At 69.8% G+C, this 18,976-nt stretch carries 21 protein-coding genes and 1 tRNA gene; 13 read left to right on the forward strand and 9 right to left on the reverse strand.

Annotated elements, in window-relative coordinates:
- Window positions 1–19: 19 nt before the first annotated feature.
- Complete coding sequence (locus J2X68_RS26110; protein ID WP_310435017.1) at window positions 20–379, reverse strand: hypothetical protein; 360 nt, start codon at window positions 377–379, stop codon at window positions 20–22.
- Between the two features lie 368 nt (window positions 380–747).
- Between J2X68_RS26110 and J2X68_RS26115 the strand changes: the two genes are divergently transcribed.
- Window positions 748–3,096: an immune inhibitor A domain-containing protein gene (locus tag J2X68_RS26115; RefSeq protein WP_310435018.1), complete on the forward strand. Its 2,349-nt coding sequence runs from the start codon at window positions 748–750 to the stop codon at window positions 3,094–3,096.
- A gap of 181 nt (window positions 3,097–3,277) precedes the next feature.
- A complete protein-coding gene (locus J2X68_RS26120) occupies window positions 3,278–3,634 on the forward strand; it encodes a hypothetical protein (protein ID WP_310435019.1) in 357 nt (118 codons plus the stop codon).
- Window positions 3,635–3,750: 116 nt separating this feature from the next.
- On the opposite strand, the gene J2X68_RS26125 is transcribed toward J2X68_RS26120, so the two are convergent.
- The 4 genes from J2X68_RS26125 to clpS all read right to left on the reverse strand — a co-directional run bounded on the left by J2X68_RS26125 (window position 3,751) and on the right by clpS (window position 7,087).
- The gene (locus tag J2X68_RS26125) at window positions 3,751–4,173 is read right to left on the reverse strand and encodes a Mov34/MPN/PAD-1 family protein (RefSeq protein WP_020132199.1); all 423 of its coding nucleotides are present in this window, start codon (window positions 4,171–4,173) and stop codon (window positions 3,751–3,753) included.
- 144 nt (window positions 4,174–4,317) lie between these two features.
- On the reverse strand, window positions 4,318–5,751 hold the full coding sequence (locus J2X68_RS26130; RefSeq protein ID WP_310435020.1) for an amino acid permease: 1,434 nt from the start codon (window positions 5,749–5,751) through the stop codon (window positions 4,318–4,320).
- Window positions 5,752–6,101: 350 nt separating this feature from the next.
- Window positions 6,102–6,710, reverse strand: a complete 609-nt coding sequence (locus J2X68_RS26135; protein ID WP_310435021.1) for a DUF2017 domain-containing protein — start codon at window positions 6,708–6,710, stop codon at window positions 6,102–6,104.
- Window positions 6,711–6,721: 11 nt separating this feature from the next.
- A complete protein-coding gene (gene clpS, locus J2X68_RS26140) occupies window positions 6,722–7,087 on the reverse strand; it encodes an ATP-dependent Clp protease adapter ClpS (protein WP_057600402.1) in 366 nt (121 codons plus the stop codon).
- Between the two features lie 8 nt (window positions 7,088–7,095).
- Here clpS and J2X68_RS26145 point away from each other — a divergent pair, with 8 nt between their 5' ends.
- The 6 genes from J2X68_RS26145 to J2X68_RS26170 all read left to right on the forward strand — a co-directional run bounded on the left by J2X68_RS26145 (window position 7,096) and on the right by J2X68_RS26170 (window position 11,951).
- Window positions 7,096–8,493 carry a nicotinate phosphoribosyltransferase gene (locus J2X68_RS26145; protein WP_399040851.1) on the forward strand — a complete coding sequence of 466 codons (1,398 nt, stop codon included), beginning with the start codon at window positions 7,096–7,098 and terminating at the stop codon, window positions 8,491–8,493.
- A 97-nt stretch (window positions 8,494–8,590) separates the two neighbouring features.
- Window positions 8,591–9,175, forward strand: a complete 585-nt coding sequence (locus J2X68_RS26150) for a nicotinamidase (protein WP_310435022.1) — start codon at window positions 8,591–8,593, stop codon at window positions 9,173–9,175.
- Window positions 9,176–9,256: 81 nt separating this feature from the next.
- Window positions 9,257–10,378 (forward strand): LacI family DNA-binding transcriptional regulator, encoded by a 1,122-nt coding sequence (locus tag J2X68_RS26155; protein ID WP_310435023.1) that lies wholly within the window; start codon window positions 9,257–9,259, stop codon window positions 10,376–10,378.
- A 103-nt stretch (window positions 10,379–10,481) separates the two neighbouring features.
- Window positions 10,482–10,577, forward strand: a complete 96-nt coding sequence (locus J2X68_RS26160) for a putative leader peptide (protein ID WP_020132206.1) — start codon at window positions 10,482–10,484, stop codon at window positions 10,575–10,577.
- Between the two features lie 128 nt (window positions 10,578–10,705).
- Complete coding sequence (locus J2X68_RS26165) at window positions 10,706–10,984, forward strand: MoaD/ThiS family protein (RefSeq protein ID WP_310435024.1); 279 nt, start codon at window positions 10,706–10,708, stop codon at window positions 10,982–10,984.
- 16 nt (window positions 10,985–11,000) lie between these two features.
- Entirely contained in the window at window positions 11,001–11,951 is a 951-nt protein-coding gene (locus tag J2X68_RS26170; RefSeq protein WP_310435025.1) for a cysteine synthase, read from the forward strand.
- A 4-nt stretch (window positions 11,952–11,955) separates the two neighbouring features.
- Here the strand turns inward: J2X68_RS26170 and J2X68_RS26175 are convergent, their stop codons facing one another.
- Window positions 11,956–12,438, reverse strand: a complete 483-nt coding sequence (locus tag J2X68_RS26175) for a type II toxin-antitoxin system PemK/MazF family toxin (RefSeq protein ID WP_310435026.1) — start codon at window positions 12,436–12,438, stop codon at window positions 11,956–11,958.
- A 261-nt stretch (window positions 12,439–12,699) separates the two neighbouring features.
- On the opposite strand from J2X68_RS26175, the gene J2X68_RS26180 reads away from it, so the two are divergent.
- Window positions 12,700–13,452 carry an MBL fold metallo-hydrolase gene (locus J2X68_RS26180; protein WP_310435027.1) on the forward strand — a complete coding sequence of 251 codons (753 nt, stop codon included), beginning with the start codon at window positions 12,700–12,702 and terminating at the stop codon, window positions 13,450–13,452.
- 83 nt (window positions 13,453–13,535) lie between these two features.
- Here J2X68_RS26180 and J2X68_RS26185 read toward each other — a convergent pair whose 3' ends face one another.
- Both J2X68_RS26185 and J2X68_RS26190 read right to left on the reverse strand, forming a co-directional pair.
- Window positions 13,536–14,786, reverse strand: coding sequence for a PTS transporter subunit EIIC (locus J2X68_RS26185; protein WP_057600394.1), 1,251 nt, complete (start codon window positions 14,784–14,786; stop codon window positions 13,536–13,538).
- Window positions 14,787–15,009: 223 nt separating this feature from the next.
- Entirely contained in the window at window positions 15,010–16,308 is a 1,299-nt protein-coding gene (locus tag J2X68_RS26190; RefSeq protein WP_310435028.1) for a PTS transporter subunit EIIC, read from the reverse strand.
- 185 nt (window positions 16,309–16,493) lie between these two features.
- On the opposite strand from J2X68_RS26190, the gene J2X68_RS26195 reads away from it, so the two are divergent.
- The 4 genes from J2X68_RS26195 (at window position 16,494) to rdgB (ending at window position 18,719) form a co-directional block, all read left to right on the forward strand.
- The gene (locus J2X68_RS26195; RefSeq protein WP_009298733.1) at window positions 16,494–16,727 is read left to right on the forward strand and encodes a glucose PTS transporter subunit EIIB; all 234 of its coding nucleotides are present in this window, start codon (window positions 16,494–16,496) and stop codon (window positions 16,725–16,727) included.
- 80 nt (window positions 16,728–16,807) lie between these two features.
- Window positions 16,808–17,545: a ribonuclease PH gene (gene rph / locus J2X68_RS26200; RefSeq protein WP_310435029.1), complete on the forward strand. Its 738-nt coding sequence runs from the start codon at window positions 16,808–16,810 to the stop codon at window positions 17,543–17,545.
- Between the two features lie 111 nt (window positions 17,546–17,656).
- Window positions 17,657–18,073, forward strand: coding sequence for a hypothetical protein (locus tag J2X68_RS26205; protein ID WP_310435030.1), 417 nt, complete (start codon window positions 17,657–17,659; stop codon window positions 18,071–18,073).
- 43 nt (window positions 18,074–18,116) lie between these two features.
- A complete protein-coding gene (rdgB, locus tag J2X68_RS26210; protein ID WP_310435031.1) occupies window positions 18,117–18,719 on the forward strand; it encodes an RdgB/HAM1 family non-canonical purine NTP pyrophosphatase in 603 nt (200 codons plus the stop codon).
- Window positions 18,720–18,775: 56 nt separating this feature from the next.
- Here the strand turns inward: rdgB and J2X68_RS26215 are convergent.
- Window positions 18,776–18,848 (reverse strand) — tRNA-Leu (locus J2X68_RS26215).
- Window positions 18,849–18,976: the final 128 nt, after the last annotated feature.

Below are 18,976 nucleotides of genomic sequence, written 5' to 3' on the forward strand. Positions count from 1 at the left end.
TCCGTCACGCGCGTGTGCGTCAGGGGGCCGTGGGCTCCCGGACGGGCTCGGGTGCGGAGGCGACCGAGGCCCGGACCGACGCGTGCACGGGGGCGCGCGCGGGAACGGTGACGGGCTCGGGCCGGCTCGCGGGCACGCCCGCCGTGGGGCGGGCCGCGGGTCGGATCACGGAACGGGTCGTGGAGCGGGCCACGGGGGCCCGGGACGGCTTCGGCACCGGCACCGTCATGGCGACGAGCAAGCCGAGCGCGACCGCGGCGACGACGACGACCGCGATCCCGGGGCCCGAACTCGTCTGTGACAGCAGCAGCATGGCGAGCGTCGAGCAGATGACGGTGCAGGAACCGTACGTGAGCTGTGCGACAGTCGGACGAGGCATGGCAATCGGTGTCCTCGGAAGCGGGGGCGGTCTCGACTCTAATCGCCTGCATGCCCGAGCGGGACGAACGGTAAGCGTGACCTAACCCACGGTGCCGGTGCACAGGGGGCGCACGGAGTCATGGCGTCCATCAAGTGGACTGTCCTGCGCGCCTGTCACGGCATCCGTCACGTTACCGTCACATGTCCGCAATGCGAACACCCGCTCCTAATAGTGCAGTTGACCTGTCCAAGTCAAGGTCTGTCTTTTCTCGTAAACCAGTAGTCAAATGGCGTCACTTGACTACACGCGTATAACAGCGCGCGGACCTTCCTTGACAGGGATCCCCCCTTTCCGCGCGTCCGGACGCGTGCGTGGGAGGACATCAAGTGACCAGTAGATCCTGGACGTTCAGGACGGCCGCCACGGTCGTCGCCCTCGCGGCGGCCTCGGCGACGTTCTCGACGTTCGCCGTGGCACAGGCCGCCGACAACACCTCGGCGAAAGCCCCGGCGGTGGACCGGCAGGACCCGCAGCCGGCCAAGGCCAAGGAGCACGACTTCGACGGCCCGCTCAGCAAGACCCAGGAAGCGCAGCGCGAGGAGGCCCTCGAACAGGTCATATCCGGCGAGGCGTCGGTCAAGGACCGCGACGGCTCGAAGGTCGTCCAGCTCAAGAGCCGCAAGGGCGACAGCAAGTACGTCGAACTCGGCCGCGAGAAGACCGACAAGATCTTCACGATCCTCGTCGAGTTCGGCGACCAGGTCGACAGCCGCTACGGCGGCACGGCCGGCCCGCTGCACAACCAGATAGCCGCGCCGGACCGCACCAAGGACAACTCCACGGCCTGGCAGGCGGACTACAACCAGAAGCACTTCCAGGAGCTGTACTTCGGCACCGGCAAGAACACCGAGTCGCTGAAGAAGTACTACGAGAAGCAGTCCTCGGGCCGCTACTCGGTCGACGGCGAGGTGACCGACTGGGTCAAGGTCCCCTACAACGAGGCCCGCTACGGCTCCAACAGCGCCTCCACCGGCGCCTGGTACGCCGTCCAGGACGGTGTGAACGCCTGGGTCGCCGAGCGTGAGGCGGCCGGCGCCACCGCGGCCGAGATCAAGGCGGAGCTGGCCGAGTTCGACCAGTGGGACCGCTACGACTACGACGGCGACGGCGACTTCAACGAGTCCGACGGCTACATCGACCACTTCCAGATCGTGCACGCCGGTGAGGACGAGTCCGCGGGCGGCGGCGCCCAGGGCGCGGACGCCATCTGGGCGCACCGCTGGTACGCCTTCGGCACCGACGCCGGCTCCACCGGCCCGGACACCAACAAGCTCGGCGGCGCCCAGGTCGGCGACACCGGCATCTGGGTCGGCGACTACACCATCCAGCCGGAGAACGGCGGACTCGGCGTCTACGCGCACGAGTACGGCCACGACCTCGGCCTGCCGGACGAGTACGACACGTCCGGCGGCGGCGAGAACTCCACCGGCTTCTGGACCCTGATGTCCTCCGGTTCCTGGCTCGGCACCGGCAAGGAGGCCATCGGCGACCTTCCCGGCGACATGAACGCCTGGGACAAGCTCCAGCTCGGCTGGCTCGACTACGACGTGGCCAAGGCGGGCGTCAAGTCCACCCACACGCTCGGCGTCGCGGAGTACAACACCAAGAACGCCCAGGCCCTCGTGGTCCAGCTGCCGGAGAAGGAGGTCACCACCGAGGTGGTCGCCCCGGCCCAGGGCGCCACGCAGTGGTGGAGCGGCAGCGGTGACGACCTGCGCAACACCCTGACCCGCGCGGTCGACCTGACCGGCAAGACGTCGGCCTCGCTGTCCCTGGACGGCTGGTGGGACATCGAGCAGGACTACGACTACCTGTACACCGAGGTCTCCACCGACGGCTCCAACTGGACGCCGGTCGACGGCACTCTGGCCGACGGCAGCGCCGTCCCGCGGGACGGCAGCGGCAAGCCGGCCCTCACCGGCACGGTCGACGCCTACCAGAAGCTGACCTTCCCGCTGAACGCCTACGCGGGCCAGAAGATCAGCATCCGGTTCCGCTACGCCACCGACGGCGGCGTGGCCCAGAAGGGCTTCGCGGCCGACGAGATCACGGTCACGGCGGACGGCGCCACGCTCTTCGCCGACAACGCGGAGACCGCGGACGCGGCGTGGACGGCGGCCGGCTTCTCCCGCATCGGCGCGTCCATCACGGACGACTACGCGCAGTACTACATCGCCGAGAACCGGCAGTACGTGTCGTACGACAAGACCCTCAAGGTCGGCCCGTACAACTTCGGCTTCTCGACGACCCGTCCGGACTGGGTGGAGCACTACCCGTACCAGAACGGTCTGCTGATCTGGAAGTGGGACACCTCGCAGGCGGACGACAACACCAGCCAGCACCCGGGTGAGGGCCTGATCCTCCCGATCGACTCGCACCCGACCGCGCTGAAGTGGGCCGACGGCTCCGTCATGAACGCCCGTCTGCAGAGCTTCGACTCGCCCTTCAGTCTGTACCGCACGGACGCGATCACGCTGCACAGGGCGGACGTCGCGGTCAAGATCAAGTCGCGTCCGGGCGTCCCGGTCTTCGACGACCGCAAGTCCACGTACTACGACGCGACGACCCCGCTCGCGGGCGTCAAGGTCACTGACACCAACACCTCGATCAAGATCGTCGACGAGCCCCTCAGCGGCTCGACGATCAAGGTGAAGGTCGGCCCCGCGGCCAAGTAGTCGACGTTTCAGCAGGTCAGACGCGTATCGGCGGCAACCCCCTGGCGGGTTGCCGCCGATCGTGTTTAGGTGCCTCCTGTGCCCTTCTTATTGACACCTGCATCGACCAGGACATCGACAGCGACCTCGGCGCCGGCCCCGGCGACGACCGCGATACCGACGCGCACGGGGGTGTGACCGCATGGCCGCAGGAGGCTTCTGCAAGCTGCCCGACGGCATGGTGGTGGTGGCGCTGAACCTGCCCAGCCCCCGCGCCAGGGAGGGCCTCCCGGGCCCCTCCGCGGACGTCCGCGTCCTGGTCCACGCCCGGAACCGGGCCCGCGCCCTGACCAGGCTCCGCAATCTGGGCCTGCGGGCCGTCTACCTGCGCGGCAACGCGGCGCCGCCCACCCCGGACGAGGTCACGGCGGTGCTCCACCACCCGGACGGGCTGATCTGGCGCACGGCGCCCGGCGGCGGCGTCCCGATCGACGTCGTGGCCGTGCCGGAGCTGTGGCGCCCCATCCGCTCGCTGCTGCGGGGCACGGCGGCGGCCTAGACGCGGGGCCGCCGGACGCCGGGGACGCGCCCCGCCGCGGCCTCGGCAGGCCCCTGTACGCCTCGGTCCCTGTACGCCTCGGCTCCTGTACGCCTCGGTCCCTGTACGCCTCGGCCTCAGTACGCCTCGACCACCCGCACGTCCTCCTCCGTGACCACCGCGTCCACGATGCGGAACGAGCGGAACTGGAACTCGCCCCCGCCGTCCGTGTCCGCCGTCGACACCAGCACGTAGTGCGCGCCCGGCTCGTTCGCGTACGAGATGTCCGTGCGCGACGGGTACGCCTCCGTGGCCGTGTGGGAGTGGTAGATGATCACCGGATCCTCGTCGCGGTCGTCCAGCTCGCGGTAGAGCTTGAACAGGTCGCCCGAGTCGAACTCGTAGAACGTGGGCGACATGGCCGCGTTCAGCATCGGGATGAAGCGCTCCGGGCGGTCCGTGCCCGCCGGACCCGCGACCACGCCGCAGGCCTCGTCGGGGTGGTCCTTGCGCGCGTGGGCGACGATCTGGTCGTGCAGGGCCTGGGTGATGGTCAGCATGGTCGCCAGGATAAGCAAAGGGGCCGTTCCGTACCGAGGAGTGGTACGGAACGGCCCGCATCGCGGACGTCCTGAGCGGCGGCCGCAGGGGGCGCCACGAGTGCTCCCTGCGGCCGGACGTCCCGGGGATGGTCTGCCGGTCGGTCAGCCGACCTTCTCGAACTCCGGCTCGCGCCGGGCGGTGATCTCCGGGTTGCGGCCCTTGAGGATCGCCCAGCCGATGCCGAGCGCGACCGCCCAGACCGCCATCACGTAGAGGCAGACCCGGGAGTCGGCGTCGTACGCGATCAGGCCGGTGACGAAGAGCAGGAAGGCGATGGCCACCCAGCTGAACACCGAGCCGCCCGGGGCCGGGAAGGACGAGGCGGGCAGCCGGCCCGCGACGACCGCGCGGCGGTAGAGGACGTGGCTGATCAGGATCATCAGCCAGGTCCAGATGCCGGCCGCGGTGGCCACCGAGGTGACGTAGCCGAAGGCCTTCTCGGGGACGACGTAGTTCAGGATCACGCCGATGCCCATGAACAGGACCGAGACCGTGATGCCGAAGGCGGGGGTCTTCGTCGACGACAGCTTGCGGAAGACCGCGGGCGCCTCGCCGCTGTCGGCCAGGTTCCGCAGCATCCGGCCCGTGGAGTACATGCCCGAGTTGCAGGAGGACAGGGCCGCCGTCAGCACGACGAAGTTCACGATGCCGGCGCCCGCCGGGATGCCGATCTTCGCGAACGCCTCGACGAACGGGCTCACGCCCGGCGCGAACTCCGTCCACTTCACGACGCAGAGGATGACGGTGAGCGCGCCGACGTAGAACAGCGCGATACGCCAGGGCAGGGTGTTGATCGCCTTCGGGAGCGTCTTCTCCGGGTCCTGCGACTCGCCCGCCGTGACGCCGACCAGCTCGACCGCGAGGTAGGCGAACATGACGCCCTGGAGGGTCATCAGGGACGAGCCGACGCCCTTGGGGAAGAAGCCGTCGAAGGCCCACAGGTTGGAGACCGCGGCCGTGTCGCCGGCGCTGCTGAAGCCGAAGGTGAGGACGCCGAGGCCGATGACGATCATGCCGATCAGCGCGGTGACCTTGACCATGGAGAACCAGAACTCCAGCTCACCGAAGAGCTTCACGGAGATCAGGTTGACCCCGAAGAGGATCACCAGGAAGACCAGCGCGGTCACCCACTGGGGGACGGCCGGGAACCAGTAGTTGACGTAGATCGCGGCGGCCGTCAGCTCGGCCATGCCGGTGACGACCCACATCAGCCAGTACGTCCAGCCGGTGAAGTAGCCGAAGAACGGGCCGAGGAACTCGCGCGAGTACTCCGCGAACGAACCCGAGACCGGGCGGTAGAGCAGCAGCTCGCCCAGCGCCCGCATGATGAAGAAGATGATCCCGCCCGCGAGGGCGTACATCAGGATGAGGCTGGGACCGGCCTTGGCGATGTTCGCCCCGGCGCCCAGGAAGAGCCCGACGCCGATGGCGCCGCCGATCGCGATCATCTGGACCTGGCGGCTGCCGAGTCCGCGCTCGTACCCCTCTTCGGGAGTGTCGGTGACAGCGGTGTCGGTGACCTTCTCAGAGGTCATGTGTGGTGCGCCTTTCTCCATGCCGAACCGGGCCTCTCGTCGGCCTCGGATCGGGTTTCGATCCCCCCGGATTGATGGAGCGATGCCTGGCCGGCGATCGACCGGCTCGGTGGCGCACCCGGCGGAACATACGGGTGGTGTTCGCCGGGCGGTCGTGAAGATTTATCACGCCCGCAATATCGATCAGCCAGGTCGGCTGTGGCGCACGACACAAGAAGAAGCGGATGAACGAGACACAAAGAGGACACTCCCGGCCGTCGCGGTGACGCGATCGTTATCCGGATTTGAGCGTCCTCTGAGCGAACAAGAATGCGAACGAATCCCCGCAAAGGGGCACCGTGGCGGACGCGCTACGGCAGCAGGGTCGTCACCAGCGTCTCCTGGAGCCCGCCCAGCCACAGGTACGCCATCACCATCGGCTTGCGCGGGTCCTCGTCCGGCAGCCGGTAGAGGAGGTCGGTGTCGTCCTCGTCGGTGATCTCCAGGCGGGAGCCGATCGCGAGGCGCAGGTCGTTCAGCGCGCGGAGCCACTGCTGGGACTCCTGCGGCGTCAGCTTCAGCACCGCGCCGCCCTCGCCGGCCGCCTCGGAGGCCAGCGCGTCCAGCGAGCGGACCACCGTGAGGGCGTTCTCGCGCTTGCCGGCCCGCAGGTCGTTCTCGGTGAAGCGGCGGAACTCGGCGGAGTGCGCCTTCTGCTCGTCCGCCCGCTGGGGGCCCGGCGTGCCCTCCGGATCGGTGTAGGCGTCCGGGAAGAGGCGGCGCAGCACCGGGTCGGCGGGGGGCTCGCTCGGCCCCTCGGCGAAGAGCTCGGCGAGCGGGTCGTCGGAGGCGTCCTCGGCGGGGCCGGGGCCGATGAGCTCCAGGAGCTGCACGGCCAGCGACCGGATGATGGAGATCTCGACGTCGTCGAGTGCGACGGCCGCGCCGCCGCCGGGGAGCGGTTCGAAGTGTCCAGGCATAGGAGGGGAGGCTACTTCCGGTCCTGCTGGAGGGTGGCCCACAGGCCGTATCCGTGCATCGCCTGCACGTCGCGTTCCATCTCCTCGCGCGAGCCGCTCGAGACGACCGCCCGGCCCTTGTGGTGGACGTCCATCATGAGCTTGGTGGCCTTGTCCTTGCTGTACCCGAAGTAGGACTGGAAGACGTACGTCACGTAGCTCATGAGGTTGACCGGGTCGTTGTGGACGATCGTGACCCAGGGGACGTCCGGCTCGGGTACGGCGAAGACCTCCTCCGCCGACTCGGTGCGTTCGATCTCAAGGGGAGCGGGTGACGTCACAAGCCCATGCTGCCACGCATCCGGGAAATCGTCACACCGACGAAAAGGGAGTACCATCCATTGCCATGAACACAGCGGACCTTGGGCTGTCAGAAGAAGAAGGGCGCGAAGCGCTGCGTCGAGAGGGCGGCGGCGGGCGACGGGTGGGTGTTCCGTCGACGGCGCTCTTCACGGACCAGTACGAGCTCACGATGCTCCAGGCTGCCCTGAAAGCGGGCACGGCCGGACGGCGCAGCGTGTTCGAGGTCTTCACCCGGCGGCTGCCGGAGGGCCGGCGCTACGGCGTCGTCGCGGGCACCGGGCGGGTCCTGGACGCCGTCGAGAACCTCCATTTCGACGCCGACGTCCTCGGCTTCCTGCGCGAGCGGAAGATCGTCGACGAGGAGACCCTGCGGTGGCTCGCCGCATACCGCTTCTCGGGTGACATCTGGGGCTACCCGGAGGGCGAGGTCTACTTCCCCGGCTCGCCGATCATGCGCGTCGAGGGCTCCTTCGCCGAGTGCGTGCTCCTCGAGACCGTGATCCTCTCCATCCTCAACCACGACTCCGCGATCGCGGCCGCCGCCTCCCGGATGTCCGCCGCCGCGGGCGAGCGCCCGCTGATCGAGATGGGCGCCCGCCGCACCCACGAACTCGCCGCGGTCGCCGCCGCCCGCGCCGCCTACGTCGGCGGCTTCGCCACCACCTCCGACCTCGCCGCCGGCTTCCGCTACGGCATCCCCACCGTGGGCACCAGCGCCCACGCCTTCACCCTCCTGCACGACACCGAGCGGGACGCCTTCCAGGCCCAGGTCGACTCGCTCGGCCGGGGCACCACGCTGCTCGTCGACACGTACGACGTCGCCGAGGCCGTCCGGACGGCCGTCGAGGTCGCCGGGCCCGACCTCGGCGCGGTCCGCATCGACTCCGGCGACCTGCTCCTCGTCGCCCACCGGGTGCGCCAGCAGCTCGACGAGCTCGGCGCGACGGACACCCGGATCGTCGTCACCTCCGACCTCGACGAGTACGCCATCGCCTCACTGGCCGCGGCCCCCGTCGACGCGTACGGCGTCGGCACCCAGCTGGTGACCGGCTCCGGGCACCCGACCTGCTCGATGGTCTACAAGCTGGTCGCCCGCGCCGCGTCCGCCGACCCGGGGGCGCCGCTGGCGCCGGTGGCGAAGAAGTCCTCCGGCGGCAAGACCTCCATCGGCGGCCGCAAGTGGGCCGCGCGCCGGCCCGACCCCTCCGGGGTGGCCGAGGCCGAGGTCGTCGGCACCGGCGCCGTCCCCGCCGAGCTGGCCGGCCACCAGCTGCTCGTCGAGCTGGTCAAGGCCGGCGAGGTCGTCGGCCGCGAGTCCCTGGACGCCGTCCGCGACCGCCACATCGCGGCCCGCGCCGGCCTGCCCCTCTCCGCGACCCAGCTGTCGCGCGGGGAACCCGTCATTCCCACGGAGTATGTACAGGGCCCGTCGGGTAACTAGGCCGTGTACCCGGCGCACACCGGGCGACGCCCCCTCCCGCGGGGCCGACAAAGTCTCTAGGCTCAATTACTTCACCCTCAGTCGAAGGACACCGACCATGCGCCGCGCCTTGATCGTCGTAGACGTGCAGAACGACTTCTGCGAGGGAGGCAGTCTCGCGGTGGCCGGCGGCGCCGACGTGGCCGCCGCCATCACCGAGCTGATCGGGCAGGCGCCCGCCGGATACCGGCATGTGGTGGCCACCCGCGACCACCACATCGCGCCCGGCGGACACTTCGCCGACAACCCCGACTACGTGCACTCCTGGCCCGCGCACTGCGTGGCGGGCACGGAGGGCGTCGGCTTCCACCCCAACTTCGCGCCCGCCGTCGCCTCCGGCGCCATCGACGCCGTATTCGACAAGGGCGCCTACGCGGCCGCGTACAGCGGCTTCGAGGGCGCCGACGAGAACGGCACCTCGCTGGGCGACTGGCTGCGGGAACGCCAGATCGACGAGGTCGACGTCGTCGGCATCGCGACCGACCACTGCGTCCGCGCCACCGCCCTGGACGCGGCCCGCGAGGGCTTCCGCACCCAGGTCCTGCTGGACCTCACCGCGGGCGTGGCCGAGGAGAGCACCGACCGGGCGCTGGAGGAGCTGCGCGCGGCCGGCGTGGAACTGACCGGCAAGCCGGTCGTGTAGGGCCGGCCGGGCCCCGGTCCCGGCCACAGGTCCGCCGGATACCGTTTCCGCAAGGTGCACGCACAACTCGCCCCAACGGAGATGGTGTTGACGCAACGCTCGCACGTACGGCGGCCCACGCTCGCAGACGTCGCCCGGCAGTCGGGCGTGTCGAAGTCGACCGTGTCCCGGGTGATCAACGGGGAGGCCCGGGTACGGGCGGAGGTCGTCGACCGGGTCCGCCAGGTGATCACCGAGCTGGGCTACGTCCCCAACCAGGCGGCCCGGCAACTCGTCACCCACCGCACGAACGCCGTCGCCGTGGTCGCCGCCCAGCCGGAGAACCGGCTTTTCATCGACCCCTTCTTCGACCTCCTCCTGCGCGGGATCCGCCGCGAACTCGCGCTCCACGGCGCCCAGGCCGTCCTGCTCTTCCTGGAGGAGCCCGACGACTACACGCGCATGACCGACTACCTCGGCGGCGGCCATGTCGACGGCGCGATCGTGTTCTCCCTGCGCCCGGGCGACCGGCTGGCCGAGATCATCGACCGGCTCGGCCTCCCGGCCGTGTTCGGCGGCCGCCCGCTGCCGTGCGACGGCGACCCCGTGCGGCCCGGCCTGGCCCACGTCGACGGCGACAACCGGGGCGGCGCCCGGCTGGCCGTCCGGCATCTGGTCGCCCTCGGACGGCGGCGGATCGCCACCGTCGCCGGGCCCTACGACCAGGAGAACTCCGCAGCGGACCGGCTGGCCGGGTACCGGGACGTGCTGCGCGAAGCCGGGTCGCCGCCCCTCGTCGAGCGCGCCGACTACACCCGGCAGGGCGGCGCCGACGCCATGGCCGCGCTGCTGGACCGCCGTCCCGACCTCGACGCCGTGTTCGTCGCCTCCGACCTCATGGCGGCCGGCGCCCTGCAGAGCCTGCGCGAGCGCGGACGCAGGGTCCCCGAGGACGTGGCCGTCGTCGGCTTCGACGACCTCGCCTCCATCGCCGAGACGACCGACCCGCCGCTCACCACCGTCCACCAGGACATCGAGGAGATGGGCCGCCTCATGGCCCGGCTGCTGCTCGCAGGGGAGGACGCGCCGATCGGATCGCGGGACGGATCGCCGGACGGGTCACCCGGCTCCTCGCACGGATCGCCGGACGGGTCCCCGCGCGGGTCGTCCGAGGGACCCTCCGTGATCGTCCCCACCCGCCTGGTGCGCCGCGCGTCGGCCTAGCGGAGCGACGGCGACCCGGCGACATCTCACGCATCGGCCCGATACCGTCCGCGATGTGGGATCACATTCCGGGAGCCGGACCGGGAATCGATACGATGAGCCCATGGTTCTGAACGACGTGAGCGAGAAGACGCCGGGCGCACTGCTCGTGGCGCGGCTGCACGTCGACCTGTGCAGGCTCGCCAGCGCCATCTGTTGACGCGCCACCCCGCCGCCGTACCGGCCATGAGCCGACGGGGGTACGCCCGCGCGAGCGCAGCCGAGCGTGGGGGAGCCACACACGCACGAACCCGCGCTGCCCACACCTTCCGACAGGAGCCCTGAGCCATGGCCATCGAGGTCCGCATCCCCACCATCCTCCGCCAGTACACCGACGGTCAGAAGGCGGTGGAGGGCAACGGTGACACCCTCGCCGACCTGTTCAACGACCTCGAGACCCGGCACGCGGGCATCCACGCCCGCATCGTGGACGACGGAAAGCTGCGCCGCTTCGTCAACGTGTACCTGAACGACGAGGACGTCCGCTTCGTCGAGGGCATCGACACCAAGCTGACCGACGGCGACACCGTGACCATCCTGCCGGCCGTGGCCGGCGGCATGGCCTGATCGGCCGCCGGACCCCATGCGTTACGACTCCCCGCTGGCCGCGGTGGGCAACACCCCTCTGGTGCGCCTGCCGCGGCTCTCGCCGTCCGCCGACGTCCGCATCTGGGCGAAGCTGGAGGACCGCAACCCCACCGGCTCGGTCAAGGACCGCCCCGCCCTGCACATGGTCGAGCAGGCCGAGAAGGACGGCCGGCTCACCCCCGGCTGCACCATCCTGGAACCGACGAGCGGCAACACCGGCATCTCCCTCGCCATGGCGGCCAAGCTCAAGGGCTACCGCATGGTCTGCGTGATGCCCGAGAACACCTCGCAGGAACGCCGCGACCTGCTCGCCATGTGGGGTGCCGAGATCATCTCCTCCCCGGCCGCGGGCGGCTCCAACACCGCGGTCCGCGTCGCCAAGGAGCTCGCCGCCGAGCACCCCGACTGGGTGATGCTCTACCAGTACGGCAACCCCGACAACGCGGGCGCCCACTACGCCACCACCGGCCCGGAGATCCTCGCCGACCTCCCGTCCATCACCCACTTCGTGGCCGGCCTCGGTACGACGGGGACCCTGATGGGCGTCGGCCGGTTCCTCCGCGAGAACAAGCCGGACGTGAAGATCGTCGCCGCCGAGCCGCGCTACGACGACCTGGTCTACGGCCTGCGCAACCTCGACGAGGGCTTCGTGCCCGAGCTGTACGACGCCTCCGTCCTCACCACCCGCTTCTCGGTCGGCTCGGCGGACGCCGTGACCCGCACCCGGGAACTCCTCCAGCAGGAGGGCATCTTCGCGGGCGTCTCCACGGGCGCCGCCCTGCACGCGGCGATCGGCGTCGGCAGGAAGGCGCTGAAGGCGGGGGAGAGCGCCGACATCGCGTTCGTCGTGGCCGACGGCGGCTGGAAGTACCTGTCCACGGGCGTCTACACCGCGGCCACCACCGAGGAAGCGATCGAGACGCTCCAGGGCCAGCTCTGGGCGTAGGGTTTCAGGTAGCCAGGTGACGGACCTGGTCCCACAGGACCGGGTCCACCACACCGACCCTGCGCCGGAAGTCGCTCACCCGGACCTGGCGCAGCTCGTCCGTCTCCAGAAAACTCGGCCGCCCCTGCGCGTCACCCACGGCACCCGGCGGCAGCGGGATCACTCCGGCCCGCTCGTCGTGGTACTTGCTGGTGATCTTCGCGACGGTGGCGCGGTCACCGCGCACCATGATGACCAGACACGGCCGGTCCTTCACCCCCGGACCATCCTCGAACGGCACGTCCGCCCACCAGATCTCGGCGGGCTGGGGACGGCCGGCGACGTCATGGCCGCGGGTCGTCCGGCCCGCGGGTCCACCCGTCGTCCGGCCCGGCGGCCGGGTCCTGCGCCGCTGCGGCCGGCGGCCCCGCCCCCAGCCGTCCACGAGCGTCGCGACGAGCGCGAGCAGTATCACCGCCGCGAGCGCGAGCCACCAGGACGTGTCCATACGACGACGTTACCGGCGCGTGAGCGCCACCGCGCGCCCCATCACCACTTCCCCGTGCCCCCGGTCCAGCCGAACCGGTGACAGCACAGGTGAGTTCGCCCACAACGGCCCCTGGCGGAGGAGCGACCCGGGGTTTTGCGCCTTACGCTCGACGCACCGCACGACCCCCGTCGCCCCATTTAACGATCATTCGTTCCACGATCCGTCCCCCGGACCTCACCCGGTACTTCTCGGTTTCCCGCCAGCGGAGGTTTCGCCTTCATGAAGCTCACCGTCGTCGGCTGCTCGGGGTCGTTCCCGTCCGCGGAATCGGCCTGCTCGAGCTACCTCCTCGAGGCCGACGGCTTCCGGCTGCTTCTCGACATGGGCAACGGCGCCCTGGGCGAGTTGCAGCGCCACTGCGGTCTCTACGACCTCGACGCGATCTTCCTGAGCCATCTGCACGCCGACCACTGCATCGACATGTGCGCCTACTTCGTCGCGCGCTACTACCGGCACGACGGCGGCCGCTGCGCCCCCATCCCGGTCTACGGCCCGGAGGGCACGGAGCACCGACTGACCACGGCGTACGCCGACACCCCGTCGGCGTCCTCCATGAGCGAGGTCTTCGACTTCCACACGGTCAAGCCGTCCACCTTCGACATCGGCCCGTTCACCGTGCACACCGAACGCGTCGCGCACCCGGTCGAGGCGTACGGCATCCGCGTCGAACACGACGGCAGATCGCTGACCTACTCCGGTGACACCGGCGTCAGTCCCGCGCTGGACGACCTCGCCCGTGACACCGACCTCTTCCTGTGCGAGGCCGCCTTCACGCACGGCAAGGAGAACATCCCCGACCTGCACCTCAACGGCCGGGAGGCCGGCGAGACGGCACGCAGGGCGGGCGCGCGCAAGCTCGTGCTGACCCACATCCCGCCGTGGACCGACCCCCGGGTCAACCTGGCGGACGCCCGCGCGGTGTTCGACGGCCCGGTGGAACTGGCCGCGCCACGGCTGACGTACGAGATCTAGACCCGACGTCTCACGCAGAAGGACCCCGGAGCGGTTCAGGGCTCCGGGGTCCTTCGCGTGTCCGGCGCGGACGCGCGGCGCGCCTACGCCTTGGTGAGGTCCTCGACCTCCTCCTCGGGCTCACGGCCCGGGGTGGGCAGGTTGAACTTCGTGATGGCGAAGCGGAAGACGACGTAGTAGATCGCGCCGAAGACCAGACCGATCGGGATGATCAGCCAGGGCTTGGTGGCGAGGTTCCAGTTCAGCGCGTAGTCGATGAAGCCCGCGGAGAAGGTGAAGCCCGCGTGGACGCCGAGCGCCCAGGTGATCGCCATGGACAGGGCCGTCAGCACCGCGTGGATCGCGTACAGCAGCGGCGCGATGAACATGAACGAGAACTCGATGGGCTCGGTGACACCGGTGACGAACGAGGTCAGCGCGAGCGAGATCATCATGCCCAGCACGGCCTTGCGGCGCTCGGGGCGGGCGGTGTGCGCGATGGCCAGGGCGGCGGCCGGCAGACCGAACATCATGATCGGGAAGAAGCCGGACATGAACTGGCCGGCCGTCGGGTCACCGGCGAAGAAGCGGTTGAGGTCGCCGTGGACGACGTCGCCGGCCGCGTTGGTGAAGTCGCCGATCTGGAACCAGGAGACGGTGTTCACGAACTGGTGCATGCCGACCGGGATCAGCGCGCGGTTGATGAGACCGAACAGACCCGCGCCGAACGCGCCGAGGCCCGTCATCCACTCGCCGAAGTTCGAGATGACCTCACCGATCGGCTCCCAGACCAGACCGAAGAAGACACCCATCACCGTGCCGACGAACGCCATGATGATCGGCACCAGACGGCGGCCGTTGAAGAAGCCGAGCCAGTCCACCAGCTTCGTGCGGTGGAACCGCTGCCAGACCACCGCGCCCAGCAGACCCATCACGATGCCGCCGAGGACACCGGGGTTGTTGTAGGTCGCGGCTATGTCCGCACCCGCCTGGACCTTGGCCTCGGAGACCGGGAACGCCTTCAGGACGTTGCTGTAGACCAGGAAGCCCACCAGCGCGGCCAGCGCCGTGGATCCGTCCGACTTCTTGGCGAAGCCGATCGCCACACCGATACAGAACAGCATCGGCAGGTTGTCGAAGATCGCGCCGCCGGCCGTCGCGAACACCGCGGTGACCTTGTCGGGCAGGTGCAGCTTGTCGTGCACGTCGGCCTGGCCGAACCGGAGCAGCAGGCCCGCCGCCGGCAGCACGGCGATCGGGAGCTGAAGGCTTCGGCCTACCTTCTGCAGGCCTTGCAACAGGCCGGATCCCCACTTCTTCGAGGGGGCCGCCGTGGGCGCGGTGGCGGTGCTCATAGACTTCCTCCATCGGTGATGGTCTACACCACTCAGTGGTGTAGACCATGTTGTAGCACGGTGAAGGCGATATAAGGAACCCGTCAAACCTGCAACCGGAGGGCTACGCGCCGTGCCGGATCTTGGTCGTTCTCCCGCTCCGCGCGGGGCATGCGAAAGGGCCCTCGGAACCGAGTTCCGAGGGCCCTGGGGTCGTGCGGCGGGAGGCCGCCGCAGGCCTTCCTCACGCCTTCGTGACGTCCTCCAGCTCCTCCTCCGGCTCCCGGCCGGGGGTCTTCAGATCGAACTTCGTGATCGCGAAGCGGAAGATCGCGTAGTAGACGACGGCGAAGCACAGGCCGATCGGGATGATCCCCCAGGGCCGGGTCGCCAGGTTCCAGTTGATGACGTAGTCGATGAGCCCGGCCGAGAAACTGAAACCGTCGTGCACGCCCAGCCCCCACGTCACCGCCATCGACGCCCCCGTCAGCACCGCGTGCAGCGCGTACAGCAGCGGCGCGACGAACAGGAACGAGTACTCGATCGGCTCGGTGATACCGGTCACGAACGACGTCAGCGCCACGGACAGCATCAGACCGCCGACCTCCTTGCGGCGGCCCGGCCTGGCACAGTGCGTGATCGCCAGTGCCGCCGCGGGCAGCGCGAACATCATGATCGGGAAGAAGCCCGAGGTGAACTGCCCCGCGTCCGGGTCGCCGGCCAGGAACATGTTGATGTCGCCGTGCACCACCGTGCCGTCCGGCTTCGTGTAGCTGCCGAACTGGAACCAGATGGGCACGTTCAGGAACTGGTGCAGCCCGATCACCAGCAACGCCCGGTTCGCCACGCCGAAGATGCCCGCACCCCACGCGTCCAGCCCGTCCAGCCAGTCGCTGAAGCTCTCCAGGGCGTCACCGATCGGCGGCCAGACCCACAGGCACAGCGCGGCGAACGCGATCGCGACGAACGCCATGATGATCGGCACCAGCCGCCGCCCGTTGAAGAACCCGAGCCAGTCCACCAGCTTCGTGCGGTGGTACCGCTGCCAGAAGAACGCCGTCAGCAGACCCATCACGATCCCGCCGAAGACCCCCGGGTTCTGGTAGGTGAAGGCCCCCACCGTGTTGTCGGTCGCCTGGCATCCGATGTTCGGGATCACCTTCGAACCCGGCCCGCAGTCCTCCGGGAACTGCCGCAGCACGTTGTAGTAGACGAGGAACCCCGCGACCGCCGCCAGCGCCGTCGACCCGTCCGACTTCTTCGCCATGCCGATGGCCACACCGATGCAGAACAGCAGCGGCAGCCCGAGGGAACCGTCGAGCAGCGCCGCGCCCGCACCCGCCATCACCTTCGCCACATCGGTCCAGCCGAGCCCGTCGTCCCCGAACACGTCAGGCTGGCCGAGCCTGTTGAGGATGCCCGCGGCCGGCAGCACCGCGATCGGCAGCTGGAGACTGCGCCCCATCTTCTGCAGACCCTGGAATGCGGCCTGCCGGCGCCGGCGTGCGGGACTGACCTGGGTCTCGGCGCTCTCGGCACTCATCGTTTGGCGACCGCCTGTCAGGTGGTGTAGACCAGCTACGGACGATTGGGTTGCTGCGACGTCATCACTGACGTCATCCTTCGGTACACCCGGCACAATCGCTCGCGAAGCTGGGCCAACTGTGGGTTACTGCGACAAAGCGGTGCACATCGCGGGTCGCATCAGGGAATTCAGGGAGACGGAACATGGCCACCAAGGCTGAGAAGATCGTCGCCGGACTCGGCGGCCTCGACAACATCGAAGAGATCGAAGGCTGCATCACCCGGCTGCGCACCGAGGTCAACGACCCCTCGCTCGTGGACGAAGCCGCCCTGAAGGCCGCCGGCGCCCACGGCGTCGTCAAGATGGGCACCGCGATCCAGGTCGTCATCGGCACCGACGCCGACCCCATCGCCGCGGAGATCGAAGACATGATGTGAGCCTTCGCGCTCACTCCTGAGGGGCTCCTCCCACCACCGTGGGAGGAGCCCCTTGCGCAGGTGCGGCTAGGCTCAGCGCCATGTCTCGAATCGACGGCCGCACCCCCGAACAGCTCCGCCCCGTCACCATCGAACGTGGCTGGAGCAAGCACGCCGAGGGCTCCGTCCTCGTCTCCTTCGGCGACACGAAGGTCTTCTGCACCGCCTCCGTCACCGAAGGCGTCCCCCGCTGGCGCAAGGGCAGCGGCGAGGGCTGGGTCACCGCGGAGTACTCCATGCTCCCCCGCGCCACCAACACCCGCGGCGACCGCGAGTCCGTCCGCGGCAAGATCGGCGGCCGCACCCACGAGATCTCCCGCCTCATCGGCCGCTCCCTGCGCGCGGTGATCGACTACAAGGCGCTCGGCGAGAACACGATCGTCCTCGACTGCGACGTCCTCCAGGCCGACGGCGGCACCCGCACGGCGGCCATCACCGGCGCGTACGTCGCCCTGGCGGACGCCATCACCTGGGCCCAGGGCAAGAAGCTCGTCAAGGCCGGCCGCCAACCCCTCACGGGAACCGTGTCCGCCGTCTCGGTCGGCATCGTCGGGGGAGTCCCGCTCCTCGACCTCCGCTACGAGGAGGACGTCCGCGCCGAGACCGACATGAACGTCGTCTGCACCGGCGACGGCCGCTTCGTCGAGGTCCAGGGCACCGCCGAGGCCGATCCGTTCGCCCGCGAGGAACTCAACTCCCTGCTGGACCTGGCCGTTCTGGGCTGCACGGAACTGACTGTCCTGCAGCGCACGGCACTTGATACCGTCCTCGGAAAGTAAAGGGAACACCAAGACAGGCGGCGGGCCCGAGCAACCGGCCCGCCCGCCCCGGCGTCTTGGCCAGTACACCGACGGGGGCCTCCTGGGCCTGGCAAGGGGAGGAACACACTGATGTCCACGGCCGCGAGCCGACGCCCACTGCGGCGTCGCCGAACCGTCATAGCCGCCGCCACGGCGGCCGTCGCCCTCACCGTGGGACTGACGGCGACCGGCTGCGACGCAGTCAACAAGGCCCTGGACTGCGTCCAGACCGCCGACTCCATCGCCGACAGCGTCACCGACCTCCAGCAGGCCGTGGAGAACGCCGCGAACGACCCCACGCAGACCGAGGAGTCGCTGACCTCCATCGAGAACAACCTCGACAAGATAGGCGACAAGACGGACAACGCCGACGTCAACAAGGCGGTCGACGACCTCCAGACCGCCGTCGCCAACGTCCGCACGGCCGTCGAGAACGGCGACAACACCCCCGACCTCAGCCCCGTCACCGACGCGGCGGGCGAACTGACGAAGGTCTGCACCCCGTAGCACCCGGCGGCGCCCGGGCGGCGCCACTGGGGATACTGGGCGCATGACCCGCCTGATCCTCGCCACCCGCAACGCCGGAAAGATCACCGAACTGAGGTCGATCCTCGCCGACGCAGGTCTGCCCCACGACCTCGTCGGCGCGGACGCCTACCCCGACATCCCCGATGTCAGGGAGACCGGCGTCACCTTCGCCGAGAACGCCCTCCTGAAGGCCCACGCCCTCGCCCGGGCGACGGGCCATCCGGCGGTCGCCGACGACTCGGGCCTCTGCGTCGACGTCCTGAACGGCGCCCCGGGCATCTTCTCGGCCCGCTGGGCGGGCAAGCACGGCGACGACCGGGCCAACCTGGACCTGCTCCTGGCCCAGCTCTCGGACATCGCCGAGGAGCACCGGGGCGCCCACTTCGCCTGCGCCGCGGCCCTGGCCCTCCCGGACGGCACGGAACGCGTCGTCGAGGGCCGCCTCACCGGCACCCTCCGCCACACCCCGACCGGCACCAACGGCTTCGGCTACGACCCGATCCTCCAGCCCGACGGCGAGACCCGCACCTGCGCGGAGCTGACGCCGGCCGAGAAGAACGCGATCAGCCACCGCGGCAAGGCGTTCCGGGGACTCGTGCCGGTGGTGCGGGAGTTGCTGGGCTGAACCAAAGACCCAGGCCCTGCACCTCCGAATCGAAGGTGCAGGGCCTGTTCTTTCTGTACGCCCGGTCGGATTCGAACCGACAGACACAACTACCTAAAAGTTGCCGCTCAGCCCTTGGCGTACGGGCGCCAGTGCTGCGGCCTACTTTACTGGGCCGGGTCGCTCCGCGTCCGCCCCCTCCGCATCAGGTTCCGGTGACGGCGTGGCAGTCAGGACACGACAACGCGGGTTCTCCCGGCGGCCGTCGCTCCCGTCCC

Source organism: Streptomyces sp. 3330 (genome assembly GCF_031456635.1).
In the GTDB taxonomy this organism is placed as follows: Bacteria; Actinomycetota; Actinomycetes; order Streptomycetales; family Streptomycetaceae; genus Streptomyces.

Bases quoted from the DNA above. Each gene is read 5' to 3' on its own strand.
- J2X68_RS26110 (WP_310435017.1), bottom strand. From the start codon at position 379: ATGCCTCGTCCGACTGTCGCACAGCTCACGTACGGTTCCTGCACCGTC.
- J2X68_RS26120 (WP_310435019.1), top strand. From the start codon at position 3,278: ATGGCCGCAGGAGGCTTCTGCAAGCTGCCCGACGGCATGGTGGTGGTG.
- J2X68_RS26125 (WP_020132199.1), bottom strand. From the start codon at position 4,173: ATGCTGACCATCACCCAGGCCCTGCACGACCAGATCGTCGCCCACGCG.
- J2X68_RS26130 (WP_310435020.1), bottom strand. From the start codon at position 5,751: ATGACCTCTGAGAAGGTCACCGACACCGCTGTCACCGACACTCCCGAA.
- J2X68_RS26135 (WP_310435021.1), bottom strand. From the start codon at position 6,710: ATGCCTGGACACTTCGAACCGCTCCCCGGCGGCGGCGCGGCCGTCGCA.
- clpS (WP_057600402.1), bottom strand. From the start codon at position 7,087: ATGGTACTCCCTTTTCGTCGGTGTGACGATTTCCCGGATGCGTGGCAG.
- J2X68_RS26145 (WP_399040851.1), top strand. From the start codon at position 7,096: ATGAACACAGCGGACCTTGGGCTGTCAGAAGAAGAAGGGCGCGAAGCG.
- J2X68_RS26150 (WP_310435022.1), top strand. From the start codon at position 8,591: ATGCGCCGCGCCTTGATCGTCGTAGACGTGCAGAACGACTTCTGCGAG.
- J2X68_RS26155 (WP_310435023.1), top strand. From the start codon at position 9,257: ATGGTGTTGACGCAACGCTCGCACGTACGGCGGCCCACGCTCGCAGAC.
- J2X68_RS26160 (WP_020132206.1), top strand. From the start codon at position 10,482: ATGGTTCTGAACGACGTGAGCGAGAAGACGCCGGGCGCACTGCTCGTG.
- J2X68_RS26165 (WP_310435024.1), top strand. From the start codon at position 10,706: ATGGCCATCGAGGTCCGCATCCCCACCATCCTCCGCCAGTACACCGAC.
- J2X68_RS26170 (WP_310435025.1), top strand. From the start codon at position 11,001: ATGCGTTACGACTCCCCGCTGGCCGCGGTGGGCAACACCCCTCTGGTG.
- J2X68_RS26175 (WP_310435026.1), bottom strand. From the start codon at position 12,438: ATGGACACGTCCTGGTGGCTCGCGCTCGCGGCGGTGATACTGCTCGCG.
- J2X68_RS26180 (WP_310435027.1), top strand. From the start codon at position 12,700: ATGAAGCTCACCGTCGTCGGCTGCTCGGGGTCGTTCCCGTCCGCGGAA.
- J2X68_RS26185 (WP_057600394.1), bottom strand. From the start codon at position 14,786: ATGAGCACCGCCACCGCGCCCACGGCGGCCCCCTCGAAGAAGTGGGGA.
- J2X68_RS26190 (WP_310435028.1), bottom strand. From the start codon at position 16,308: ATGAGTGCCGAGAGCGCCGAGACCCAGGTCAGTCCCGCACGCCGGCGC.
- J2X68_RS26195 (WP_009298733.1), top strand. From the start codon at position 16,494: ATGGCCACCAAGGCTGAGAAGATCGTCGCCGGACTCGGCGGCCTCGAC.
- rph (WP_310435029.1), top strand. From the start codon at position 16,808: ATGTCTCGAATCGACGGCCGCACCCCCGAACAGCTCCGCCCCGTCACC.
- J2X68_RS26205 (WP_310435030.1), top strand. From the start codon at position 17,657: ATGTCCACGGCCGCGAGCCGACGCCCACTGCGGCGTCGCCGAACCGTC.
- rdgB (WP_310435031.1), top strand. From the start codon at position 18,117: ATGACCCGCCTGATCCTCGCCACCCGCAACGCCGGAAAGATCACCGAA.